Origin of the sequence: Aminobacter ciceronei (genome assembly GCF_014138625.1) — a bacterium.
Classification (GTDB): domain Bacteria; phylum Pseudomonadota; class Alphaproteobacteria; order Rhizobiales; family Rhizobiaceae; genus Aminobacter; species Aminobacter ciceronei.
This window is the reverse complement of the sequence record NZ_JACJHY010000014.1, coordinates 19,148-41,161: the sequence shown is the minus strand read 5'-3', so window position 1 is coordinate 41,161 and position 22,014 is coordinate 19,148. Positions and strand designations below refer to the sequence as shown.

Below are 22,014 nucleotides of genomic sequence, written 5' to 3'. Positions count from 1 at the left end.
CTAAGCAGGCTCTCTGGACCCATGAAGGCGTTCCGACGAAAGCCCCTGTTCACTCGAAATGCCGCTCCAGATACCGGTTTTCCGGGCCGAAGCGGTGTTGCGGCGTATATAAGAACAGGCTCCTGACAGCGCAAGCGTTCTGCAACTTTCCGTGCAGGGGACTCGGCAAAAGCCTGTGACAAGCTCATATTTGGGGCATGAGCGAGCTACAATCCATCAACCTTTTCGAACGCCGACGCAATCGCGCGCTGAACACGGCGCAAACATGGCTGCTCGGCGCCGGCAGCCTGCTCCTGCTCGGGGTCACCGCCTGGGCCTTCGCAGGCAGCACCGGCATCCTCTATGCCCTTGTCTTTGGCGCGCTTTCCATGTGGGCGGTGCGGCGCATCAGCCCGCAGATGGTGCTGTCAATGTACAAGGCGCGGCAGGTCACGCCGGCCGACTTCCCCGCCGGCTTCCGCATCGTCGAAGAGCTCGCCCGCCGCGCCGAGCTGCCTGCGGTGCCAAAACTCTATGTCATCCCGTCGAAGATGATGAACGCGTTTGCCGTCGGCCGTCGCAACGACGCGGCCATCGCCGTGACTGACGCGCTTGCCCGCAACCTGACCCCGCGCGAGTTCGCCGGCGTGCTCGCCCATGAGATCAGCCACATCGCCCATGAAGACGTGAAGGTCATGGCCTTCGCCGACATGGTGTCGCGCTTCACCTCGTTCATGTCGACTGTCGGCCTGGTCTCGCTGTTTCTCAATCTGTTCGGTTTTGCCGGCGGTTTCGGCACCCAGGTGCCCTGGCTCGCCGTGCTGGTGCTGCTTGCCGCACCCACCGTCGGCGGCCTGCTGCAGATGGCGCTGTCGCGCACCCGCGAGTTCGACGCCGATCTTGGCGCCGCCATCCTCACCGGCGACCCGGACGGCCTCGCCTCGGCGTTGACCAAGCTCGAACGTGCCCAGGGCAGGGTGTGGGAAAACATCCTCCTGCCCAGCGGCCGCATCCCCGACCCCTCGGTGCTGCGCACCCACCCGCTCACCGCCGACCGCGTCGCCCGGCTCAGGGCGCTGAAAACCACCGGGGCGCCGGAGCCCATCGTTACAGCCGACAGCGCCGCTGTGCCGCATGGCGCCCGACCGTCGATGATCCCCAAGATCCGCGCCCGCCCCGGCACGTATTTGCCGCAAGGCGCGCGCGGCTTCATCAATGCCGCCAACACCGACTTCGCCGACGACAGCCGTCCCGCCTGCGACGCCTCGCTCAACCCACCCGACAAAGGTCGCCCGCGCATCCGGGTGACCCGCGGCGGCGTGTGGTGGTGATTTTTTGCGCCGAAGTGGAGAGATTTTGAACAGGGTGGCTCGTCACCAACGATCCTTCTGACCTGCAGGCGATCTTAGCTGTCATCGGCGCCGCGACCAATCGATAAGGCCGCAAAGCTTATCCCTGCAATACAGCAGGATGAGCACCGCCGGCGACGAGACCAATCTCCCTCCTTGTGTGGGAGATGGCCGGCAGGCCAGAGGGGTGCGAAGGATCGCAACTTGGCTTCATGGGTGGCCGAACCGATCAATCGCGCCCGGGTGTCGCTTCGCTCACCCGGAGTGAGTGACTTCCCATCAACACTGAAGAAGGGGCGCCGCCCTATCTCCGCCCCTTCACCGCCGTCGCGCCGCGATTGGCCGCCACCCAGACGACATGGCGAGCGCCGCTGCCCTTGGTGCTGGCACGGACCTTGACCTCGTCGGTTACGAAGCCGCTTTCATGCAAGCGCCGCGAAAACGACTTGTCGGGGCCTTGCGACCAGACGATCAGCACGCCGCCCGGCTTCAGCGCGGTCTTCGCAGCATAGAGCCCGGTATAGTTGTAAAGGCTGTCATTGGCGTCGCGCGACAGGCCCTCGGGACCGTTGTCGACGTCGAGCAGAATGGCGTCATAGTCGCCCATGCCATCGCGGATGAGCTTGCCGACATCGCCCTCCACTATTTCGACGCGCGGGTCGTCGAGGCAGCCGGCGAAGAGTTCGGCCATCGGCCCGCGCGCCCAGGCGATGACCTCTGATACCAGTTCGGCGACGACGATGTGGGCATCCCGGCCGAACAAGGCAAGGGCTGCGCGCAAGGTGAAACCCATGCCGAGGCCGCCGATCAGGATGTTGGGCTTGGAACGGCCACCGATGCGCTCATGGGCGAGTTTGGCCAGCGCTTCCTCGGAGCCGCTCAGCCGGCTGTTCATCAGCTCGTTGCTGCCGAGCATGATCGAGAACTCGGTGCCGCGCTGCTTGAGCCGCAGTTCGCCGCCGCCGGGAATCTTCGCCGTGTCGAGCACTACCCAGGGAATCATCGCCGCGCGCCTTCATTGTCCGACTTCATGCGGCGCTCCCTAGCACAGCATGGCGCAAACGACAGCCTTCGCCCGGCCGATGGTGGGCAGGCTCGAAAGCCCGGAGGCCCAATGGCCTAGACCTCCTCCCAGCCGTCACGGTCGCCGGCGCGGAAGATGGCATCGATGACCTTCTGGTTGAGCACCGACTGCTCGAGCGAGAAGACGTGGTCTCCACCCCCTTGCGCTGCGCGGACAAAGGTCTCGACCTGCAGCCGGTACTGCTGAGCGCCGGGGAAGCGGAACACCGTCGCCTCGTTGTGGCCGGCATTGTGCAGCTCGACGCGGTGATGGTCGTAGAGCCCGGCATTGAACGGCGCATGGATCTCGATGAAGCCCTTGTCGCCGTGGAAGACCATCAGCTGGCGGTTGGCGAGCTGGGTCGAGAGATAAAAGGAAAGTTCGAAATCGCCGAAATCGGCGCGGACGCTGGAGTAGATGTCGGTACCGAATTTCGGGTCGCGTTCGATGCTCGCCTGCACCCGCACCGGCTCCTTGCCGGTCGAAAAGCGCGTCGTGACCGTCGGGTAGACGCCTATATCGGGCAGGGCGCCGCCGCCGAGATCGAGCTGGTTGCGCATGTTGTTGGGGTCGACGTTGAAATAGGAAAACGCGCCCTGGACGTGCTTGAGCTTGCCGATGGCCCCGGCTGCGATCAGGTCGCGCACCTTCAGCCATTGCGGATGATAGGTGACCATGAAGGCTTCAGAGACGATCACCTTGTTGCGGTCGCGGATGGCGATCAGCGGCGCGATGTCCTCGGCCTTCAGCGCCAACGGCTTTTCGACCAGCACGTGCTTCCCGGCCTCGGCCGCCTTTGCCGCCCATTCGAGATGTTGCGAGGTCGGCAGCGGAATGTAGACGCCGTCGACGGTGTCGGAGGCAAGCAGCGCGTCATAGGAGCCGAAGGCATGTGCTGCGCCGAAGCGGTCGGCCAGGGCTCGCGCCTTGCCGACGTCGCGGCTGGCGACCGCGGCCAGCACGCCATTGTCGGAATCGGCGATCGCCGGCAACAGCTGGTCACGGCCGATCTTGGCTGTCGAAAGTACGCCCCAACGAAACATCTGGCCTCCGGACACAAGGAAAAAGCTGGCCCAATTGCCCGCTTCGGGAGATTGGCGGAAGCCGCCGCCAAATGCCAGAGCCTATCTTGTTTAGCCGCGGCGGCCACTGAACTCCATGTCGAAGGCAACGATGTTGGAATAGATCGGCGTGCCGACATCCATCTGGTAACGCGAGCGGAACACCTGGCCGCTGACCCGGAAACGGATCTGTCCGCCCTTCAGGCCCTGCAGCTCGGCGGTGAACTTTTCGGTGTTGGTGTGGCCGCGCGCCGTCAGCTGGCCGGTGATGACAGCCGAATTGTCGCCGGTGCGCCGGACACTGGTCGAGCGGAAGGTGATCTCACGTGAATTGGCGACGTCGAAGACGGCGTCCGACTTCAGGAAGGCGTCGATACGGCCCTGACCGGTGCCGACGCTTTCGGGAAAGATGGTGATGTCGACCTTCGAACGGGCAATGTCGCCGCCGTCGATGCGGATCGTCCCCTTGAACTGGCCGAAAGCGCCGGAGAGCCCGCCGCCGCCGATCTTGCCGATGGCAAAGCGGATGCTCGAACCGTTGTTGGAAACGGCATAACGCCCGGCCGCATCGGACAGCGCCACCGCCGAGGCAGTGTCGCCGAGCAGACCGACCGCAATGAGGGCTGCAGCGCCCAAAACACGCCCAAAAACATGCACGGACATCTCATCATGCTCCCTGATGGCAAGGCCCATCCGGGCCATGCACCGAGACAAACGAACGGATTGCAGCTGCTATTCCGGCTTTCGTGGGGACCTCGCGAAAAATGGCGAGATCATCCGAACCAGCACGACATCACGCAGCCAGAAATGGTGCCGGAGCGCCGCCAGAATGTGCAGCACAACCAGCGCGATGCCGGCATAGGCCAGCCATTTGTGGCCGAAGACCCAGAATGTCTCGGCCGCATCGGAAACCTGCAACGGCAGATGCGGCATGACGAAAAGATTGAACGGCACCGACGGGATTTCGAGTACCGAAACCGACACCAGCGCCCAGCCGGACAGCGGCACGACGAGCTGCGCGGCATAGAGCAGGAGATGCACCGTGGGTGCTGCCTTGCGCTCCAGCGGGTCGACTTCGTCGGGCAGCTCGGGGCTCAGGTTGCCGAGCCGCCAGCCGATGCGGAGCAGCACCAGCCCGAGCAGCAGGAAGCCGAAGGACTTGTGCAGCTGGATCAGCTCGAAGGAGGTGCGTTGGCTGGTCATGCGGACCATGACCAGCCCGAGCGCGAACTGGCCGATGAACAGAGCCGCGATCAGCCAGTGCAGGACGATCGCCGCCCAGCCGTAGCGGGTAGTGGTGTTGCGCAGCATCGACGGCACCTCGGTCGCACAACGAATCTGGAGCGGAATTCGTCCCGGAACAGAGGCCTACCAGTCCAAGACGGTGACCTCCGGCCACATCTCCCTGGCGCGCCGGCCCTTGGCCTCGTGGGTGGCGCGGTTGTCGTTGCGATGATTGGGCGTGATCCGGAAGGCAAAAACATCGTCGAGGCCGAACGGCGCCCAGACCCGCGCAGCGCCGTCGACAAGGGCGAGGCCGACTGCATGGGTGCGCGAAGCGAAATGCTCGAGCGACTCGGCGCTCGACCCGAGCGGAGCGCGCGGCGAGCCGAAATGATCCTCGAACCAGAGATGCACGCGGGCCTGGTTTCGGATCTCGACCGGCAGCGGCAGATGCGCAAAGGCCTCGTTGCCCCGGCGGATATGCACGTCTTCGGCCTCCCAGGAGAGGTCGGCGCCGTCGAAATAGAACAGGTCGAGATCCTTGATGCCGTGCCCGGCGGGGCGGCCGGTCAGATGGTTCCAGACGCTGTTGTAGAGCGCACCCGAAACCAGCATCCACTGTGGCAGAGCGAGTTTCTCGGCCACGGCGAGTGCCGGACGGACGATCGGGTCGGCAAGGAGGATATCGAGCAGGACCTGCCGCTGGTCTTCAAACGGCAGGCCCTTGTATCGCAGATGCTCCATCCTGCACCCCGAGAACGATCAGCTCCTGAGCGCGCCGCCGGTCTGCTTCTTGACGTTCTCGACGATGCGCGCCGCGAGCGCCTCGAAATCCTGGTCGGTCAGCGTCTTCTCGACCGGCTGGATCGACACCTCGATGGCGATCGACTTCTTGCCTTCGCCGAGCGATGCGCCTTCGAAGACGTCGAAGACCGAGACGCCCGTGATCAGCTTCTTGTCGGCGGCGAGGGCGGCACGCGTCAATGTGCCGGCCTCGACCGCCTTGTCGACGACGAAGGCGAAGTCGCGCTTTACGGCCTGGAAGGCCGACAATTCGAGCTTCGGCTTGGTCTTGGTCGGCTTGGCCTTGGGTTCGGGGATGGCATCAACATAGACCTCGAAGCCGCAGAGCGGGCCCGACACGTCGAGGCCTTCGAGCGTCCTCGGATGGAATTCGCCGAAGGCGCCGAGCACGACCTTGGGGCCGAGCTTGATCACGCCCGAGCGGCCCGGGTGATACCATGCCGGCGCGCCGGTCTCGATCTGCAGCCGATCGACGGGTGCGCCGCAGGCTTCGAGTGCGGCGATGGCATCGGCCTTGGCGTCGAATACGCCGACATTGCCGGCATTGCCCGACCAGTTGCGGCCCGAGCCCTCAAGCTTGGCGGTGCCGCGGCGGATACCAGAGGCGACGCGACGCTGGCCTTCGGCCGTGTCGTTCTCATAGGTGCCGGAGACCTCGAACAGGGCGACGTCGCCGAGGCCGCGGTCGGCATTGCGCTGGGCAGCGGCGATCAGGCCGGGCAGCAGCGACGGCCGCATGTCGGACATGTCCGCTGCGATCGGGTTCGACAGCTTGAGGCTGTCCTGGCCGCCGCCGAACAGCTCGGCGTGCCTGGCCGGGATGAACGACCAGGTGACGGCCTCCATCATGCCGCGCACGGCGAGCGCGCGCCGCGCCGAGCGGGTGCGAATCTGCAGCGTGGTCAGGATCTTGCCGTTGACGGCGTCATGCGCGCCCAGCGGCTGCGGCGCGATGTTGTCGACGCCGTGGATGCGAATGACCTCCTCGACCAGGTCGGCCTTGCCGTCGACGTCGGGACGCCAGGACGGCACGGAAACCTCGACGACGTCGCCATCGCCGCTCACGCCAAAGCCGAGGCGGGTGAGGATGTCGAGGCTCTCGGCCTTCGGCACCTCGATACCGGTCAGGCGCTTGACCTCGGACAATGGCAAGGAGACGACCTTGGCCGTGTGACCGGCATAACCTGTCACATCGGTCCTGGTCGGCTGGCCACCGCAGAGTTCCAGCACCAGCTTCGTTGCCAGCTCGACACCCGGAACCATGAATTCGGGGTCGACACCACGCTCGAAGCGGTAGCGCGCATCGGTGATGATGCCGAGCGTGCGGCCGGTACGGGCGACGTTGAGCGGGGCCCACAGCGCCGACTCGATCAGCACGTCCGTCGTGTTCTCGTCGCAGCCCGAATGCTCGCCGCCCATGACGCCGGCGATGGATTCGACGCCATTGTCATCCGCGATGACGCACATCTCCGATGTCAGCGCGTATTCGCGGCCGTCGAGCGCCAGCACCTTGTCGCCTTCGCGGCCACGGCGGACGACGAGATTGCCGGCAACCTTGCTGGCGTCGAAGACGTGCAGCGGACGGCCATGGTCGAAGGTGACGTAATTGGTGATGTCGACCAGCGCGTTGATGGGCCTGAGGCCGATGGCCAGCAGGCGCTGCTGCATCCATTTGGGCGAGGGACCGTTCTTGACGCCGCGCACAAGGCGCAGCGCGAAACCCGGGCAGAGCTCCGGCGCCTCGATCGACACCTTGACCGGGCATTCGCCATCACCGGCGACCGGCTCGACCTTACCGCCCTTGAGCGTGCCGAGGCCGGACGCCGCGAGATCGCGGGCGATGCCATGGACGCTGGTGGCGTCGGGACGGTTCGGCGTCAGGTTGATCTCGATGACCGGGTCGTCGAGATGCGCGTAGGCCGCGAAGGACGTGCCGACCGGCGCATCAGCCGGCAGGTCGATGATGCCATTATGCTCATCCGACAGCTGAAGCTCGCGCTCGGAGCACATCATGCCGTGGCTTTCAACGCCGCGGATCTTGCCGACCGACAGCGTCACGTCGATGCCGGGCACATAGGCGCCGGGAGCGGCGAAGGCGCCGATCAGCCCGGCCCGTGCATTGGGCGCGCCGCAGACCACCTGGACGGGCTTGCCGTCACCGGTGTCGACGGTGAGAACCTGCAGCTTGTCGGCGTCGGGATGCCTGTTTGCCGTCAGCACCTTGGCAATGACGAAAGGCTTGAGGGCCGCCTTGTCGTCGACGGACTCAACTTCGAGGCCGATCGACGTCAGGCGCTCGACGATCTGGTCGAGCGAGGCGTCGGTGTCGAGATGATCCTTGAGCCAGGAGAGGGTGAATTTCATGGGTTCACTCGTTTCGTGTCGTTGCGGTCGAGCACTTCCACCACCCGGAACCGCTCACAAACCAAAATCATGTCAGGCGAAAAGCCGCCATTGCGGGCGAAATAGGCCTCGTGGGCCTGACGCCAATATTCATAGGACAGGTCACCCTCGCCTTCCGCGGCGGCAAACTCCGCATCGACCTCGTCGAAGCGGCGCTGGATCGCCTCGACGGTTTCGATGACAGCGGCACGGCGGCCCTGGCCGTCGAGCACGACATCCCTGCGGCCGACCTCGGGCACCGGCTCAGCGCCGCCGTAGTCGCGCAAGGCGCCGCAGGTCGCGGTCTTACGCCCTGACAGCACCAGCGCCAGCAGCTCGTCGGCGAGCTCCGGGCTGTCGCCGAAGGCGAAGGTCACCGCACCGGCATATCGGTCGGCAGCGTCACTCATGCGCTCAGGCCACCGAACAGGGTCGGCATGTCGAGCGGGCGGAAGCCATAGTGCTGGAGCCAGCGGACATCGGCGTCGAAGAAAGCGCGCAGATCGGGCATGCCGTATTTCAGCATGGCGATGCGGTCGATACCCATGCCCCAGGCGAAGCCCTGATACTCGTCGGGATCGAGGCCGCCATGGCGCAGCACGTTCGGGTGCACCATGCCGCAGCCGAGGATCTCCATCCAGTCGTTGCCTTCGCCGAAACGTACTTCGCCGGGACGCGAACGGTCGCATTGGATGTCGACCTCGAGGCTCGGCTCGGTGAACGGGAAGAAGGACGGACGGAAGCGCATCTTGACCGAGGGGACCTCGAAGAACGCCTTGCAGAACTCCTCCAGCACCCACTTCATGTTGGCGATGTTGGCGGTCTTGTCGATCACCAGGCCCTCGACCTGATGGAACATCGGCGAGTGCGTGGCGTCCGAATCCTGGCGATAGGTCTTGCCGGGAATGACGATGCGGATCGGCGGCTTCTGCGTCTCCATGGTGCGGATCTGCACCGGCGAGGTGTGGGTGCGCAAAAGCTTGCGCTCGCCATTCTGGTCGGGCGGGAAGAAGAACGTGTCGTGCATCTCGCGCGCCGGGTGGCCGACGGGGAAGTTGAGCGCGGTGAAATTGTAGTGGTCGGTCTCGACATCGGGACCTTCGGCGATGGCAAAGCCGAGGTCGCCAAAAATCGCCGCGATCTCGTCGATGACCTGGCTGATTGGATGGATGCGGCCGCGCTCGGCCGGCGACTGACGCACCGGCAAGGTGACATCGATCTTCTCGGCGACGAGGCGGGCGGTAATGGCGACATCGCGCAACTCGCTCTTGCGGGCCGAGAGCGCGTCGGTGACCCGGTTCTTCAGGCCGTTGATCGCCGGCCCCTTGGTCTGGCGCTCTTCGGCGCTCATCGCGCCGAGGGTCTTCAGCATCTCCGAGACCGAGCCCTTCTTGCCGAGGGCGGCGACGCGCACCGCCTCGACCGCCTGCTCGTCGGAGGCCGAAGCGATGTCGCTCAGCAGCGATTGTTCGAGAGTTTCAAGATCGCTCATGGTCCAGTTCCGTTGCGGCCCTGCGGCCGTTCGTTGCGGCAAAAGAAAAACCCGCGCCAGCCGTGCCAGCGCGGGTTCCCCAAATCAAGTCTGTGATGCTTGGGAAGGCGCTGGTTAAGCTACAGCGCTTTCAAAAGCATTTGGCGTGGTGTTCTTGAGGTACTCAAGAGCAACCTTGGCCTTGGCCACGAGTGCGGCGAATGCCTGCGGCTCATGGATAGCCATGTCGGAGAGGATCTTGCGATCGATCTCGATGTTGGCCTTGTTCAGGCCGTCGATGAAGCGGCCATATGTCAGGCCGTGCTCGCGGACCGCGGCGTTGATGCGCTGGACCCACAGGGCGCGGAAGTTGCGCTTGCGGTTCTTGCGGTCGCGGTAAGCGTACTGCTTCGACTTTTCCACCGCCTGCTTGGCAATGCGGATGGTGTTCTTGCGGCGGCCGTAGAAACCCTTGGCCTGCTCGAGAACCTTCTTGTGCTTGGCGTGGGCGGTTACGCCCCTTTTGACGCGTGCCATGTCATGATCTCCTTAAACGTTGTCCAGGCCGGGCTCAGAGGCCGTTCGGCAGAAAATTCTTGATGACCTTCTTGGCATCCGGTTCAGCCAGAACCATCGTGCCGCGAGCATCGCGAATGAACTTGTTGGAACGCTTGATCATGCCATGGCGCTTGCCTGCGGCAGCCGCCAGGACCTTGCCAGTCGCGGTAACCTTGAACCGCTTCTTGGCAGCCGATTTGGTCTTCATCTTGGGCATTTTGCTACTCCGTTCTTCAGGATCCCGCGGCACCCGAAAGTGCTTCGAAATCCCTTCATGTTGTTGTTTTCAGGCCGACCAAAGCCCGAAAAGCAAATGAAACCGCCACGGCATGCCCTGCCGGGCGGTTCTGGGACGCGGCTATATACGCGGAAGTTTGGCGCAGTGCAACACCCTGAAACGGCCGCAACCGCAATGTTTCCGCGGCCTCAGGGGAGGCGGAACAGCACCGGTAGCGCGCCGGTGACCTGGGCGTGGTCGATCAGCTCGAAAACGGGCAGGGCGACGAGAAACACCAGGCCGTCGAGCAAGGTGTTGAGCAAAAGCTTGGGCCGGAAACTGCCGGTGTCGCCTTCCTGATAGAGCGAGAGCTTCGGGAAGAAACGCGGCACCCTTTCGACATAGGCCTTGTAGGCGGCGCCGAAAAGCGCTTCGAGATGCCGCTCCTCACGCAGAATGACCACATGGAAGGCCAGCGCGCACAGTACGGCAAAGCCGATCGTGGCGACGATCGACCCCATCTGCGCGCCGACGCCGGCGGCCGCCAGCGTCGAAAAGACGTAGAGCGGGTTGCGGGTCATCGAATAGGGCCCGCCGGTGACGACCTCACCCGATTTGCGCCCGCCGATATAGAGCGTGCACCACAGGCGGCCGACGATGCCGAGGAAGATCAAAAGGATGCCGACCATCTCGACGACTTCGTGGACGGTGGTGTCGGGCGGAAAGGTCGACTGGCCGAACAGCAAGGCCGCGAACATCGCAACGATCAGCACGGCCAACACGAGGCGGCGCATGCTCTGGTACCGGCCCAGGCCTGATGTGTCGTCGTTGCTCATGCGGCCAAACACTCCAGCCGCCCTGCGCGGGCAGGTCAGCCTTTTGGCACCACTGTCGGGGAAAATAGCCCCGGCGGATGCCGGGGCATCGGTGCATTGCGCGCCCGTCTGGGCGCGCAACATGGCATCAGCGTGGCGCCAGCACCATCATCATCTGACGGCCTTCGAGCTTGGGCTCGGCTTCGACCTTGGCGATGGTGGCGACTTCCTCGCGCACCTTGTTGAGAAGCTGCATGCCGAGTTCCATATGCGCCATTTCGCGGCCACGGAAACGCAACGTCAGCTTGACCTTGTCGCCTTCCTCGAAGAAGCGTCGCACCGCCTTCATCTTGGTCTCGTAGTCATGGCTGTCGATGTTCGGGCGCATCTTGATCTCCTTGATCTCGATGACCTTCTGGTTCTTGCGCGCCTCGGCCGCCTTCTTCTGGTTGGCGTATTTCAGCTTGCCGAGGTCAAGGATCTTGACGACGGGCGGCGTGGCGTTGGGGGAAATCTCTACGAGATCGAGGCCTGCCTCTTCGGCGGCCAGGAGTGCGTCGTTGATGGAAACATCGCCACGGTTCGAACCGTCGACGTCGATCAGTTGGACCCGGGGAACCCGGATGTCACGGTTGGAACGCGGGCCGTCCTTGGTAGGCGCGGCTGCTTTAAAAGGTCTGCGAATGGTCGTGGTCTCCTCGAGCCATTGACGTTGTTGAATGTCTGACGCGCCAATGTGGGTAGCGCGCGGGCGAAGTCAATAACACAGCACTCGCAACAAATCACCTGCTTCTGCGCATGCGAACTGCCCCAAAATAACGATTCTTGGGGCACTTTCCGCATCAGGCCGGCTGTGCCACAAGTCCCAGCCAAGGGGATTTGACATGACTGCAAGCGCACCGGACTTCATCGAGGTCGAAGGCAACCGTATCGCCTTGAGGTACCAGCCGGGCCAGGCGCCGGGCGTGGTCTGGCTCGGCGGCTACAAGTCCGACATGCTGGGCACCAAGGCCGAGGCTCTGGCCGCGTGGGCGGCGGGCGAAGGGCGCGCCTTCCTGCGCCACGACTATTCCGGCCATGGTGAGAGCGGCGGCGCCTTTGCCGACGGCACGATCTCCAGGTGGCTGGCCGAAAGCCTTGCGGTGTTCCGCGCGTTCACGACAGGGCCGCAGGTGCTCGTCGGCTCGTCGATGGGCGCCTGGATCGCGCTCAGGATGAACGCCGAGCTAAACAAAGCGGGCGAGGGTGACCGCGTCGCCGGACTGGTGCTGCTGGCGCCGGCGCCGGACTTCACCGCCGAGTTGATCGAGCCCGAACTGACCGAGGCCCAGCGCAGGGACCTGGCCAAGAAAGGCTATTTCGAGGAACCGTCGGACTATTCGCCGGAGCCCTATATCTACACCCGCGCGCTGATCGAGGACGGCCGCAACAACCTCGTCATGACAGGGCCGATCCACACCCATTGCCCCGTCCACATCATCCAGGGCCTTGCCGACCCCGACGTGCCGCACAGCCATGCGCTGAAGCTGATGAGCCTTCTGCCCGCCGACGACGCAACGCTGTCGCTGGTGCCAAACGGCGATCATCGCCTGTCACGGCCCCAGGATCTCGAGCTGCTGACCCGCGCAGTCGGCGAAACCATCGCGCGGGCCGGCTGAGCCGATGCGCATCTCGATCCCGATCTCGGCCTTTGTCGCGGCCATCGTCGGCTTCGGCAGTACACTCGCCATCATCGTCGCCGCCGCCGACGCGGTCGGCGCGACGCAGGTGCAGACGGCGAGCTGGGTCACCGCCATCTGCCTCGCCATGGCCTTCGAGACGGCCTGGCTGTCTTGGCGGACCAGAATGCCGGTCATCTCGGCCTGGTCGACGCCGGGTGCGGCGCTGATCGCCGCGAGCAGCGGCTTTACCATCAACGAGGCTGTCGGCGCCTTCCTGGTGACAGGCGTGCTCCTGGTGCTGACCGGGCTGATCAAGCCGCTGACGCAGCTGATCTCGCGCATCCCGGCCTCCGTCGCCTCGGGCATGCTGGCCGGCATCGTCGTCACCTTCGCCATCAATGCCGCCAAGGCCGTGCCCACTGACCCGTGGCTGATCCTGCCGCTGATCGGCGCGTTCTTCCTGGTCCGGCTCTACAATCCGGCATTGTCGGTGCTGGTGGTGCTGGTTGGCGGCGGGCTTGCTGCATTCCTCACCGGCCGCGTCGGCACTCTGCCCGTGCCGGAACTGTCGACACTGACGCTGATCGCGCCCGAATTCACGCTGACCGCGACGATCGGCCTGGCGCTGCCGCTCTATCTCGTCACCATGGCCTCGCAGAACCTGTCCGGCCTCGCCGTGCTGCGCGCCGCCGGCTACAACCCCGAGCCCGGCCCGCTGATCGGGGTGACCGGGCTGCTTTCGGTGCTGTCGGCGCCATTCGGCGCCTCGACCACCAACCTCGCCGCGATCTCGGCTGCGATCTGCACCGGTCCAGACGTGCACCCCGACATGAAGGAGCGCTGGAAGACCGGGCCATTCTATGCGCTCGCCTATCTTGTCTTCGCCGCGTTCGGCGCGTCTCTGGTGGCGGTGTTTGCCGTGCTGCCGCCGAGCTTGATCGTGCTTGTTGCCGGGCTCGGGTTGGTGTCGTCGCTGGCCAATGCACTCGCCATTGCGCTCAAGGACGACCATCACCGCATGGCGGCGACGATCGCTTTCGTCGTCACCGCATCGGGGCTGACTTTGCTCGGCGTCGGCTCGGCCTTCTGGGGACTGGTCGCAGGGCTTGTCGTGCTGGTGCTCGAGAACTTCAAAAAAGGCTAGCTTTCCCAAAGCCTTGTCCGGTTTTGGCCGGCGTCGTCTTGAATCGCCATTTTTGCTTTCCCATGTCGATGTGAGCAGCATTTTTCCCCTGCTGCCTCGAACAAAGGAACGGCAATCTACTATGAACACGACTGCACTGATCCGTCCGGCTTGGACGCCGGCAACCATCGCGTTGATGGTGATCGGCTTCATGGTGTTCTGGCCGCTCGGCCTCGCCATGCTTGCCTACATCATCTGGGGCGACCGGCTTGACGGTTTCAAGCGCGACGTCAACCGTGCGACCGACGGCATCTTCGCCGGCTGCCGCAAGGCTTCCTACCGTGCCAACACCCAGACCGGCAACGTCGCCTTCGACGACTGGCGTGAGAAGGAACTCGAGCGCCTGAACGAAGAGCGTCGCAAGCTCGACGAGATGCGCGACGAATTCGACGCCTATGCCCGCGAACTGCGCCGGGCCAAGGACCAGGACGACTTCGACCGCTTCATGGCCAACCGCAACAAGCCGACGGCTCCGACCGTCACGCCCAAGAAGGGCGGCAAGTCGGGCCTGCTTGACGACTGAGGCCACCCCAAGCCGCTGAATGCCAACGGCGCCGTGATCGCGGCGCCGTTTCTATTGCGCCGGCGTTTCTATTGCGCCGTTGTCACTCGAATCATCTAGTCTCGCACCATGTCCTTTGGCTTCTTCCGCAAGCTGACCAAGCCGGCGCCGACACCCGTCCTGGAACGGGACCATGTCGTGGCCGGCCGCACGCTGCCGCTCAGGATCGTCGAGAACGACCGGGCGCGGCGGCTGACTTTGCGCATCGACGCCGGCGGCCGCGGCCTGCGCATCACCGTGCCGCCCGGCCTGCGCCAGGGCGAGGTCGACCGCTTTCTCGACCGTCATCAGGGTTGGCTGGAACAGCGCCTCGCCAAGGTGCCCGACCGGCCGCAGGTGCGTCCCGGCATCAAGATTCCGATCCGCGGTGTACCGCATCTCATCATCCACGAAGGCGGAACGCGCGGCACCGTGCGCCAGTCGCAGGACGAAAGCGGGCCGACGCTCGTCGTCCATGGCGACCGGACGCATTTGCCGCGCCGCATCGCCGACTTCCTCAAGCGCGAGGCCAAGCGCGACATCGAAGCGATGGTGGCCAGGCACAGCGAGGCCGCCGGGCGCCGCGCCAAGGCGATCCGCTTCCGCGACACGACCAGCCGCTGGGGCTCCTGCACCTCTGATGGGGTTCTGTCGTTCTCGTGGCGCATCATGATGGCGCCGACGCCTGTCATCAACTACCTCGTCGCCCACGAGGTCGCACATCTCCGCGAGATGAACCACGGCCCGAAATTCTGGAAGCTGTGCGAAGAACTCTGCCCCGACACCGAGCGCTGCAAGGCGTGGCTCAAGCGCAATGGCGGAGCACTGCAGGCGATCGTGTTTGAGTGAGTAGGGCCTACCCTCCCGCTTGTGGGGAAGGTCGACGCGAAGCGGCGGGCGGCGGTTGGAAGCGCCCACCATCCGACGAAGCGCTCGCTGATCGCTACCCCTGCGGTCCGACCCTCCCCACAAGGGGTGACTACGCCTCCAACCACTCTCCCATGAAATCCAGAAACGCCTGAACCCGTGGCGCGCGGAAACGACCCTTGGGCATGACGGCCCAGAGCGAGATCGGGTCCGAGCGGTTGATGTCTGCGAGGATTTCGATCAACCGGCCTTCGCGAACCGCCTGGCCAACGACAAAATCCGCCAGCCGCACGATGCCATGGCCCTGGACGGCGAGGTCGAACAGCATGCCGACATTGTCGCAACCGAAGTTGCCGGAGGGCTGGAAGCGCACGAGATCGTCGCCACTCGCCAGCGGCCATGTCGTCATCGACGACTGACCCGAAAGCGGAATGCAGTTGTGACCGGTAAGTTCGGTTGCCGAACATGGCGTACCGGCACGCGCCAGATAGGACGGTGCTGCGCAGATCACCCGGCGGCTTTCGGCCAGCTGGCGAGCCACCATGTCGGACCCTGATGTCGGGCTGCCGCGCAGGACGACATCGACTTGCTCGGCGACCGGATCGATAAGCTTGTCAGTGAGGCTGAGATCGACAGTCACTTCGGGGTAGCGCCTGAGAAACTCCGGAATGGCGTGCAGCAGTGTCTGGCGCGCGAAGCCGGTGCTGGAATTGACGCGCAGGAGCCCCTTGGGCCTGGCGCGCGCCGACGCGACGTCGGCTTCAGCGAGATCGATGAGTTCGAGCACCTCGCGCGCCCGCTCGAGGAACAGCGTGCCCTCCGAGGTCAGCGCCAGCCGGCGTGTCGTGCGCGTCAGCAATCGGACACCGAGCCGGTCCTCGAGCCGCGACACCAGTTTCGACAGGGCCGACGGCGTGATGCGCAGGTCGTCGGCGGCTTTGGCGAAGGAGCCGAGATCGACGATCCGCACAAAGGCCTTCATGTCTTCGGATGACGCCATATTGCTGATCTCAGTTCATGAATGCACCAACAGGATAGCTGATTATGTACAGACCTGGAAATGATACGTCTCGGGCATGGTTTCACCGAGGACCCAGCCATGACGTCCCGTCAGCACCACCCCGCATCAGTTCCGTCAGCGCACGACACAATCGACTACAACCGCTTCCGGGCGATCGCCGCACATCAGCGTCGCCTGGCGATCGCCCATTTTTCCCGTGCCGCGCGTCGCTTCCTGACCGCGATGTTTCGCAAGCTTTTCTCGACTCGGCCGGCTTTTCGTGCCAATCCCGGCGCATGGCACTCGACATCAAGATCTGCGGCCTCAGCACCGCTGAAACCTTCGACGCCGCTCTAGGCAATGGCGCGAGCCATGTCGGGTTCATCTTCTTTGCCAAAAGCCCGCGCAACGTCTCGCCCGCTCTCGCCGGGCAGCTGCGCCAGTCCGCCACAGGCCGCGCCGAGGCGGTAGCCGTCACGGTCGACGCCGACGACGCCTTTCTCGACGCGATCGTGGCTGCCGTTAAGCCCGACATGCTGCAGCTGCACGGCAAGGAGGCGCCCGAGCGCGTGGCTGACGTAAAGGCCCGATACGGCCTGCCTGTGATGAAGGCCTTCTCCATTCGCGAAGCCCAGGACTTCGACGCGATCGTGCCTTATGGCGAGGTCGCCGATCGTCTGCTATTCGACGCCAAACCGCCCGCGGGGTCCGAATTGCCCGGCGGCAACGGCGTTTCCTTCGACTGGCGGTTGCTTGCGGGCCTTGACGCCTCCGTCGATTACATGCTTTCCGGTGGTTTGAACGCCGCCAATATCGGCGACGCCCTCAGGCTCGCAAACCCGCCCGGCATCGACATTTCCTCGGGCGTGGAAAGCGCACCCGGCGTCAAGGATGCGGCGCTGATCGACAATTTCTTCAGGGCCGTCCGGGCCGCGCGCGAAGACAGCGCCGCCTGAGTGAGCCTCCAGCCGCAAGGAGATCGGCCTTGAACCAGCCGGCAGAGCCCAATTCCTTCCGCACCGGACCCGACGAGCAGGGCATGTTCGGCATCTTCGGCGGCCGTTTCGTCGCCGAGACGCTGATGCCGCTGATCCTCGACCTGCAGCGCCACTGGGACGAGGCCAAGAACGACCCGGCCTTCAAGGCGGAACTCAACGAGCTGTCGACCTTTTATGCCGGCCGGCCGTCCAAGCTCTACTACGCCGAAGGCCTGACCCGGCATCTTCGTGACGTTTCCTCGGCGAAGGGCCTCGGGGGCGGCGCCAAGATCTATTTCAAGCGCGAGGACCTGAACCACACCGGCTCGCACAAGATCAACAATTGCCTGGGCCAGATCCTGCTCGCCAAGCGCATGGGCAAGACCCGTATCATCGCCGAAACCGGCGCCGGCCAGCATGGTGTTGCTTCCGCAACCGTCGCCGCCCGCTTCGGCTTCCCCTGCTTCGTCTATATGGGCGCCACCGACGTCGAACGGCAGAAGCCAAACGTCTTCCGCATGAAGCTCTTGGGTGCCGAAGTGCGCCCGGTCAGCGCCGGCCACGGCACGCTGAAGGACGCCATGAACGAAGCGTTGCGTGACTGGGTCACCAACGTGCACGACACCTATTACCTGATCGGCACCGCCGCCGGCCCGCACCCCTATCCCGAGCTCGTCCGCGACTTCCAGTCGGTGATCGGCACCGAGGCGCGGGCCCAGATCCTCGAGCAGGAGGGGCGCCTGCCCGACATGATCGTTGCTGCCGTCGGCGGCGGCTCGAACGCCATTGGCCTGTTCCACCCTTTCCTCGACGACCGCAGCGTCAAGATCGTCGGCATCGAAGCCGGCGGACGTGGCCTCGACGGCATCGAGCACTGCGCCTCGATGAGCGCTGGTCGCCCCGGCGTGCTGCACGGCAACCGCACCTACCTGTTGCAGAACAATGACGGCCAGATCCTCGACGGCCACTCGATCTCCGCCGGTCTCGACTATCCCGGCGTTGGCCCCGAACATAGCTGGCTCCGCGACAGCGGCCGCGTCGACTATGTGCCGATCCTCGACGACGAAGCGCTGGAGGCGTTCCAGCTGACCACCAAGGTGGAAGGCATCATCCCGGCGCTCGAATCCGCCCATGCCATCGCGCATGCGGTCAAGGTTGCGCCTACGATGGGCAAGGACAAGGTGATGATCGTCAACCTCTCCGGCCGTGGCGACAAGGACGTGCATACGGTGGCCAAGATGCTGGGCATGGAGATCTGATCATGACGACCACCCGCATCGACCGCCGCATGGCAAAGCTGAAGGCCGAGGGACGCCCGGCGCTCGTGACCTATTTCATGGGCGGCGACCCTGACTACGAAACCTCGCTGTCGATCATGAAGGCACTGCCCAAGGCGGGCAGCGACGTCATCGAGCTCGGCATGCCGTTTTCCGACCCGATGGCCGATGGCCCGGCGATCCAGGCCGCCGGCCTGCGCGCGCTGAAGGCCGGTCAGACGCTGGCCAAGACGCTCAAACTGGCGCGCGAGTTCCGCCAGGGCGACAACGACACGCCGATCGTCATGATGGGCTATTACAACCCGATCTACATCTACGGCGTCGACCGCTTCCTGACCGACGCTGTCGCCTCGGGTATAGATGGGCTGATCATCGTCGACCTGCCGCCGGAGATGGACGCCGAACTGTGTATCCCTGCACTCAAGGCCGGCATCAACTTCATCCGCCTGGCAACGCCGACGACCGACGACAAGCGCCTGCCGAAGGTGCTCGAAAACACGTCGGGCTTTGTCTACTACGTCTCGATGACCGGCATCACCGGCTCGGCGCTGGCTGACACGACCAAGGTGGCGGAGGCGGTGAACCGCATCAAGGCGCACACCGATCTCCCCGTCTGTGTCGGCTTCGGCGTCAAGACCGCCGAGCAGGCACGCACCATCGGCGCATCGGCCGACGGCGTGGTCGTCGGCACAGCGATCGTCAATGCCGTGGCCAACGTCCTGGGCCCGAAGGGTGAAAAGACCGCCGACCCGGCCGAAGCCGTGGCGACGCTGGTTACCGGCTTGTCCCAAGGCGTTCGCGCCGCACGCCTTGCTCCCGCCCAATAAATACCCCATGTCCTGGGCTCGAAGAGGACCACTGCCATGAACTGGATTACCAATTACGTCCGCCCCAAGATCAACTCGATGCTTGGCCGCCGGGAAATGCCCGACAATCTCTGGATCAAGGATCCCGAGAGCGGCGAGATGGTGTTCCACAAGGACCTCGAGGAAAACCAGTACGTCATCCCGTCTTCGGGCCATCACATGAAGATTTCGGCGAAGGAGCGGCTGCGCTTCTTCTTCGACGATGGCCGCTACGAGATCATCGAGAACCCCAAGGTCGTGACCGACCCGCTGAAGTTCCGCGATGAGAAGCGCTATGTCGACCGCCTCAAGGACGCCAAGACCAAGACCGGTCTCGAAGACGCGATCCTGTCGGGCACCGGCAAGATCGAGGGCCTGCCCGTCGTCGTCACCGTGCAGGACTTCGCCTTCATGGGCGGTTCGCTCGGCATGGCCGCAGGCGACGCCATCATCCGCGCCTTCGAGGTTGCGCTGGAGAAGAAGCGTCCGCTGATCCTGTTCGCTGCCTCGGGCGGCGCGCGCATGCAGGAAGGCATCTTGTCGCTGATGCAGCTGCCACGCACGACTGTCGCAGTCGACCGGCTCAAGGAAGCCGGCTTGCCCTATATCGTGGTGCTGACCAATCCGACGACCGGCGGCGTCACCGCCTCCTACGCGATGCTGGGCGACGTCCATATTGCCGAGCCCGGTGCGCTGATCGGCTTCGCCGGCCCGCGCGTCATCGAGCAGACCATCCGCGAGAAGCTGCCTGAGGGCTTCCAGCGCTCGGAGTACCTGATGGACCACGGCATGGTCGACATGGTGGTGTCGCGGCTCGAGATGAAATCGACGGTTGCCAACCTGCTCAAGATCCTGACCAAGGCACCGGTGGCGGCCAAGGCTGTCGAAGCCGAGATTCTGCCACCCGTCGTGCCGGTGCCGGAACGCCGCCCGCAGGCCTGATACGACCGCAGCAGCGTAGCGCCCGAGGAAATGCAATGACCACGCTCGAAGCCGATCTCGAAATCGAGCGCCTGTTGGCGCTCCATCCGAAGGGCTTCGACCTTTCGCTCGACCGCATCACCCGGCTGCTCGAAAGGTTGGGCAATCCGCAGGACCATATGCCGCCGGTGATCCACATCGCCGGCACCAATGGCAAGGGCTCGTGCGCGGCGTTCTCGCGTGCGCTGCTCGAAGCCCAGGGTCTGCTGGTCCATGTCCACACCTCGCCGCATCTGGTGAACTGGCACGAACGCTACCGCCTGGCAGCGCCGGGCGGCGGCAAGCTTGTCGCCGACGACGTGCTGGCGGATGCCGTACGCCGCGTCGGCGAAGCCAATCGCGGCGAGAAGATCACCGTCTTCGAGATCCTCACGGCCGTCACGTTCGTTCTGTTCTCGGAGCATCCGGCCGACGCCTGCATCATAGAGGTCGGGCTTGGCGGGCGCTTCGACGCCACCAATGTCATCAAGCGCTCGGCGGTGTCGGTGATCATGCCGGTGTCGATGGACCACGAGGCCTATCTTGGCGACAAGGTCGAGCTGATCGCCGCCGAGAAAGCCGGCATCATCAAGCGCGGCTGCCCTGTCGTCGTCGGCGCGCAGGAGACCGAGGCGGCACAACAGGTGCTGATCGACACCGCCGAGCGGCTCAATTGCCCACTTGAGGTTTATGGCCAGGATTTCGTCGCCTTCGAGGAAAACGGCCGCATGATCTACCAGGACCAGACCGGCCTGCTGGACCTGTCACCGCCACGCCTGCCCGGACGTCACCAGTTCGCCAATGCAGCCGCCGCGATCGCCGCGGTGAAGGCCGCCGGCTTCCCGGTCGACGAACGCACCGCCGACAAGGCGATGGCGTCGGTGACCTGGCCCGGTCGCATGCAGCGCCTGCCGCAGGGCGCACTCAGCGAGCTGGCGCCGAAGGGCGCCGAGGTCTGGGTCGACGGCGGCCACAATCCCGGCGCCGGGACCGTCATTGCCGAGGCCCTGACCGAGCAGGAGGAGAAGTTCCCGCGCCCGCTGTTCCTGATCTCCGGCATGATCAACACCAAAGACCAGACCGGCTATTTCAAGCCGTTCCACGGCATGGCGCGCCATGTCTACACCGTGCCGGTGACGATGAGCGATGCCGGCGTTCCCAACGAGGAACTGGCTGTGCACGCCACCGAGGCCGGGCTGTCGGCCGAGCCGGTGAGCTCGGTTGCCAATGCACTGATGCTTTTGCGCGATACCTGGGACGAGAAAGAGCCGGCGCCGCGCATCCTGATCGGCGGCTCGCTCTATCTGGTGGGCGAGGTGCTGGCGGCCAACGGCACGCCGCCGACCTGAGGGCCTGTCCAGCGGCCATTCGAGATACAAAAAAGCCCGACCAAAGCCGGGCTTTTCATTTGCTTGATCCGAGCGGTCAAACGTTGCCGCTGATCCAGTGCGACAGCGCGGTCTTGGGCAGCGCGCCGACCTTGATGTCGGCAACTTCGCCGTCCTTGAAGATCATCAGCGTCGGAATCGAACGCACGCCGAACTGGGCGGCAATCTCGGGGTTCTCGTCGATGTTGACCTTGGTGATCTTGACCTTGCCGGCGAGCTCGTTGGAAATCTCTTCGAGCGACGGGCCGATCATCTTGCAGGGGCCGCACCATTCAGCCCAGAAATCGACGACGACGGGCTCTTTGGCCTCGAGCACGCCGGACTTGAAATTGCTGTTGTCGATCTTGACGGTGGCCATGATACGATCCTCTTGGAGTTGTCTGTCGCGCCAT

At 64.6% G+C, this 22,014-nt stretch carries 24 protein-coding genes; 10 read left to right on the top strand and 14 right to left on the bottom strand.

Translation table 11 applies throughout. The annotated features are described in order from the left end of the window. Positions 1-197 precede the first annotated feature (197 nt). Positions 198-1,310 (top strand): zinc metalloprotease HtpX, encoded by a 1,113-nt coding sequence (locus HNQ95_RS15480; protein WP_067955696.1) that lies wholly within the window; start codon positions 198-200, stop codon positions 1,308-1,310. 322 nt (positions 1,311-1,632) lie between these two features. On the opposite strand, the gene HNQ95_RS15475 is transcribed toward HNQ95_RS15480, so the two are convergent. The 12 genes from HNQ95_RS15475 to infC all read right to left on the bottom strand — a co-directional run bounded on the left by HNQ95_RS15475 (position 1,633) and on the right by infC (position 11,608). Beyond that, the gene (locus tag HNQ95_RS15475; RefSeq protein WP_182574469.1) at positions 1,633-2,331 is read right to left on the bottom strand and encodes a spermidine synthase; all 699 of its coding nucleotides are present in this window, start codon (positions 2,329-2,331) and stop codon (positions 1,633-1,635) included. A gap of 116 nt (positions 2,332-2,447) precedes the next feature. Then, positions 2,448-3,434, bottom strand: coding sequence for a Gfo/Idh/MocA family protein (locus HNQ95_RS15470; RefSeq protein WP_067955701.1), 987 nt, complete (start codon positions 3,432-3,434; stop codon positions 2,448-2,450). Positions 3,435-3,524: 90 nt separating this feature from the next. Beyond that, entirely contained in the window at positions 3,525-4,115 is a 591-nt protein-coding gene (locus HNQ95_RS15465) for a YceI family protein (protein WP_067965872.1), read from the bottom strand. Between the two features lie 69 nt (positions 4,116-4,184). Then, positions 4,185-4,763: a cytochrome b gene (locus HNQ95_RS15460; protein ID WP_067965874.1), complete on the bottom strand. Its 579-nt coding sequence runs from the start codon at positions 4,761-4,763 to the stop codon at positions 4,185-4,187. Positions 4,764-4,820: 57 nt separating this feature from the next. After that, positions 4,821-5,420: a nucleotidyltransferase family protein gene (locus tag HNQ95_RS15455; RefSeq protein WP_067955703.1), complete on the bottom strand. Its 600-nt coding sequence runs from the start codon at positions 5,418-5,420 to the stop codon at positions 4,821-4,823. A gap of 18 nt (positions 5,421-5,438) precedes the next feature. Then, positions 5,439-7,844 (bottom strand): phenylalanine--tRNA ligase subunit beta, encoded by a 2,406-nt coding sequence (pheT, locus tag HNQ95_RS15450; protein ID WP_182574468.1) that lies wholly within the window; start codon positions 7,842-7,844, stop codon positions 5,439-5,441. Next, positions 7,841-8,272, bottom strand: a complete 432-nt coding sequence (locus tag HNQ95_RS15445) for an ASCH domain-containing protein (protein WP_067955708.1) — start codon at positions 8,270-8,272, stop codon at positions 7,841-7,843. Before HNQ95_RS15445 ends, pheT begins: the two co-directional genes overlap by 4 nt. Continuing rightward, complete coding sequence (gene pheS, locus HNQ95_RS15440) at positions 8,269-9,354, bottom strand: phenylalanine--tRNA ligase subunit alpha (RefSeq protein ID WP_067955709.1); 1,086 nt, start codon at positions 9,352-9,354, stop codon at positions 8,269-8,271. The genes HNQ95_RS15445 and pheS overlap by 4 nt, the downstream gene beginning before the upstream one ends. Before the next feature lie 114 nt (positions 9,355-9,468). Continuing rightward, positions 9,469-9,870: a 50S ribosomal protein L20 gene (rplT, locus tag HNQ95_RS15435; protein ID WP_067955711.1), complete on the bottom strand. Its 402-nt coding sequence runs from the start codon at positions 9,868-9,870 to the stop codon at positions 9,469-9,471. A 34-nt stretch (positions 9,871-9,904) separates the two neighbouring features. Continuing rightward, entirely contained in the window at positions 9,905-10,108 is a 204-nt protein-coding gene (gene rpmI / locus HNQ95_RS15430; RefSeq protein ID WP_018430570.1) for a 50S ribosomal protein L35, read from the bottom strand. A gap of 209 nt (positions 10,109-10,317) precedes the next feature. Further along, positions 10,318-10,944, bottom strand: coding sequence for a methyltransferase family protein (locus HNQ95_RS15425; protein ID WP_067965876.1), 627 nt, complete (start codon positions 10,942-10,944; stop codon positions 10,318-10,320). 127 nt (positions 10,945-11,071) lie between these two features. Beyond that, a complete protein-coding gene (gene infC, locus HNQ95_RS15420; protein WP_040457142.1) occupies positions 11,072-11,608 on the bottom strand; it encodes a translation initiation factor IF-3 in 537 nt (178 codons plus the stop codon). Positions 11,609-11,807: 199 nt separating this feature from the next. Between infC and HNQ95_RS15415 the strand changes: the two genes are divergently transcribed. The 4 genes from HNQ95_RS15415 (at position 11,808) to HNQ95_RS15400 (ending at position 15,157) form a co-directional block, all read left to right on the top strand. After that, a complete protein-coding gene (locus HNQ95_RS15415) occupies positions 11,808-12,581 on the top strand; it encodes an alpha/beta hydrolase (protein ID WP_067955716.1) in 774 nt (257 codons plus the stop codon). A gap of 4 nt (positions 12,582-12,585) precedes the next feature. After that, the gene (locus HNQ95_RS15410) at positions 12,586-13,728 is read left to right on the top strand and encodes a benzoate/H(+) symporter BenE family transporter (RefSeq protein ID WP_182574467.1); all 1,143 of its coding nucleotides are present in this window, start codon (positions 12,586-12,588) and stop codon (positions 13,726-13,728) included. A gap of 121 nt (positions 13,729-13,849) precedes the next feature. Further along, a complete protein-coding gene (locus HNQ95_RS15405; RefSeq protein ID WP_067955719.1) occupies positions 13,850-14,290 on the top strand; it encodes a DUF2852 domain-containing protein in 441 nt (146 codons plus the stop codon). Positions 14,291-14,398: 108 nt separating this feature from the next. Then, a complete protein-coding gene (locus HNQ95_RS15400; RefSeq protein WP_067955721.1) occupies positions 14,399-15,157 on the top strand; it encodes a M48 family metallopeptidase in 759 nt (252 codons plus the stop codon). A gap of 130 nt (positions 15,158-15,287) precedes the next feature. Here HNQ95_RS15400 and HNQ95_RS15395 read toward each other — a convergent pair whose 3' ends face one another. Further along, a complete protein-coding gene (locus HNQ95_RS15395; RefSeq protein WP_067965877.1) occupies positions 15,288-16,157 on the bottom strand; it encodes a LysR family transcriptional regulator in 870 nt (289 codons plus the stop codon). Positions 16,158-16,471: 314 nt separating this feature from the next. On the opposite strand from HNQ95_RS15395, the gene HNQ95_RS15390 reads away from it, so the two are divergent. From HNQ95_RS15390 to HNQ95_RS15370, 5 genes are read left to right on the top strand one after another with little or no spacing between them, the layout of a single operon-like run. Continuing rightward, entirely contained in the window at positions 16,472-17,131 is a 660-nt protein-coding gene (locus HNQ95_RS15390) for a phosphoribosylanthranilate isomerase (RefSeq protein WP_067955723.1), read from the top strand. 29 nt (positions 17,132-17,160) lie between these two features. Continuing rightward, entirely contained in the window at positions 17,161-18,411 is a 1,251-nt protein-coding gene (trpB, locus tag HNQ95_RS15385) for a tryptophan synthase subunit beta (RefSeq protein ID WP_067955725.1), read from the top strand. A gap of 2 nt (positions 18,412-18,413) precedes the next feature. Next, entirely contained in the window at positions 18,414-19,256 is an 843-nt protein-coding gene (trpA, locus tag HNQ95_RS15380; protein WP_067955727.1) for a tryptophan synthase subunit alpha, read from the top strand. Between the two features lie 36 nt (positions 19,257-19,292). Continuing rightward, complete coding sequence (accD, locus tag HNQ95_RS15375; protein WP_182574466.1) at positions 19,293-20,216, top strand: acetyl-CoA carboxylase, carboxyltransferase subunit beta; 924 nt, start codon at positions 19,293-19,295, stop codon at positions 20,214-20,216. Positions 20,217-20,251: 35 nt separating this feature from the next. Next, positions 20,252-21,583: a bifunctional folylpolyglutamate synthase/dihydrofolate synthase gene (locus HNQ95_RS15370; protein WP_182574465.1), complete on the top strand. Its 1,332-nt coding sequence runs from the start codon at positions 20,252-20,254 to the stop codon at positions 21,581-21,583. Positions 21,584-21,659: 76 nt separating this feature from the next. On the opposite strand, the gene trxA is transcribed toward HNQ95_RS15370, so the two are convergent. Beyond that, positions 21,660-21,980: a thioredoxin gene (gene trxA, locus HNQ95_RS15365; RefSeq protein ID WP_067955731.1), complete on the bottom strand. Its 321-nt coding sequence runs from the start codon at positions 21,978-21,980 to the stop codon at positions 21,660-21,662. Between the last annotated feature and the right edge of the window lie 34 nt (positions 21,981-22,014).

Excerpts from the sequence above, each read along its gene's own strand:
- HNQ95_RS15415 (WP_067955716.1), top strand. The coding sequence starts at position 11,808 with ATGACTGCAAGCGCACCGGACTTCATCGAGGTCGAAGGCAACCGTATC.
- HNQ95_RS15445 (WP_067955708.1), bottom strand. The coding sequence starts at position 8,272 with ATGAGTGACGCTGCCGACCGATATGCCGGTGCGGTGACCTTCGCCTTC.
- rplT (WP_067955711.1), bottom strand. The coding sequence starts at position 9,870 with ATGGCACGCGTCAAAAGGGGCGTAACCGCCCACGCCAAGCACAAGAAG.
- accD (WP_182574466.1), top strand. The coding sequence starts at position 19,293 with ATGAACTGGATTACCAATTACGTCCGCCCCAAGATCAACTCGATGCTT.
- HNQ95_RS15455 (WP_067955703.1), bottom strand. The coding sequence starts at position 5,420 with ATGGAGCATCTGCGATACAAGGGCCTGCCGTTTGAAGACCAGCGGCAG.
- trpA (WP_067955727.1), top strand. The coding sequence starts at position 18,414 with ATGACGACCACCCGCATCGACCGCCGCATGGCAAAGCTGAAGGCCGAG.
- HNQ95_RS15410 (WP_182574467.1), top strand. The coding sequence starts at position 12,586 with ATGCGCATCTCGATCCCGATCTCGGCCTTTGTCGCGGCCATCGTCGGC.
- pheS (WP_067955709.1), bottom strand. The coding sequence starts at position 9,354 with ATGAGCGATCTTGAAACTCTCGAACAATCGCTGCTGAGCGACATCGCT.
- HNQ95_RS15425 (WP_067965876.1), bottom strand. The coding sequence starts at position 10,944 with ATGAGCAACGACGACACATCAGGCCTGGGCCGGTACCAGAGCATGCGC.
- HNQ95_RS15405 (WP_067955719.1), top strand. The coding sequence starts at position 13,850 with ATGAACACGACTGCACTGATCCGTCCGGCTTGGACGCCGGCAACCATC.
- HNQ95_RS15480 (WP_067955696.1), top strand. The coding sequence starts at position 198 with ATGAGCGAGCTACAATCCATCAACCTTTTCGAACGCCGACGCAATCGC.
- HNQ95_RS15395 (WP_067965877.1), bottom strand. The coding sequence starts at position 16,157 with ATGAAGGCCTTTGTGCGGATCGTCGATCTCGGCTCCTTCGCCAAAGCC.
- HNQ95_RS15465 (WP_067965872.1), bottom strand. The coding sequence starts at position 4,115 with ATGTCCGTGCATGTTTTTGGGCGTGTTTTGGGCGCTGCAGCCCTCATT.
- HNQ95_RS15475 (WP_182574469.1), bottom strand. The coding sequence starts at position 2,331 with ATGATTCCCTGGGTAGTGCTCGACACGGCGAAGATTCCCGGCGGCGGC.
- HNQ95_RS15390 (WP_067955723.1), top strand. The coding sequence starts at position 16,472 with ATGGCACTCGACATCAAGATCTGCGGCCTCAGCACCGCTGAAACCTTC.
- pheT (WP_182574468.1), bottom strand. The coding sequence starts at position 7,844 with ATGAAATTCACCCTCTCCTGGCTCAAGGATCATCTCGACACCGACGCC.
- rpmI (WP_018430570.1), bottom strand. The coding sequence starts at position 10,108 with ATGCCCAAGATGAAGACCAAATCGGCTGCCAAGAAGCGGTTCAAGGTT.
- HNQ95_RS15470 (WP_067955701.1), bottom strand. The coding sequence starts at position 3,434 with ATGTTTCGTTGGGGCGTACTTTCGACAGCCAAGATCGGCCGTGACCAG.
- trxA (WP_067955731.1), bottom strand. The coding sequence starts at position 21,980 with ATGGCCACCGTCAAGATCGACAACAGCAATTTCAAGTCCGGCGTGCTC.
- HNQ95_RS15460 (WP_067965874.1), bottom strand. The coding sequence starts at position 4,763 with ATGCTGCGCAACACCACTACCCGCTACGGCTGGGCGGCGATCGTCCTG.
- HNQ95_RS15370 (WP_182574465.1), top strand. The coding sequence starts at position 20,252 with ATGACCACGCTCGAAGCCGATCTCGAAATCGAGCGCCTGTTGGCGCTC.
- HNQ95_RS15400 (WP_067955721.1), top strand. The coding sequence starts at position 14,399 with ATGTCCTTTGGCTTCTTCCGCAAGCTGACCAAGCCGGCGCCGACACCC.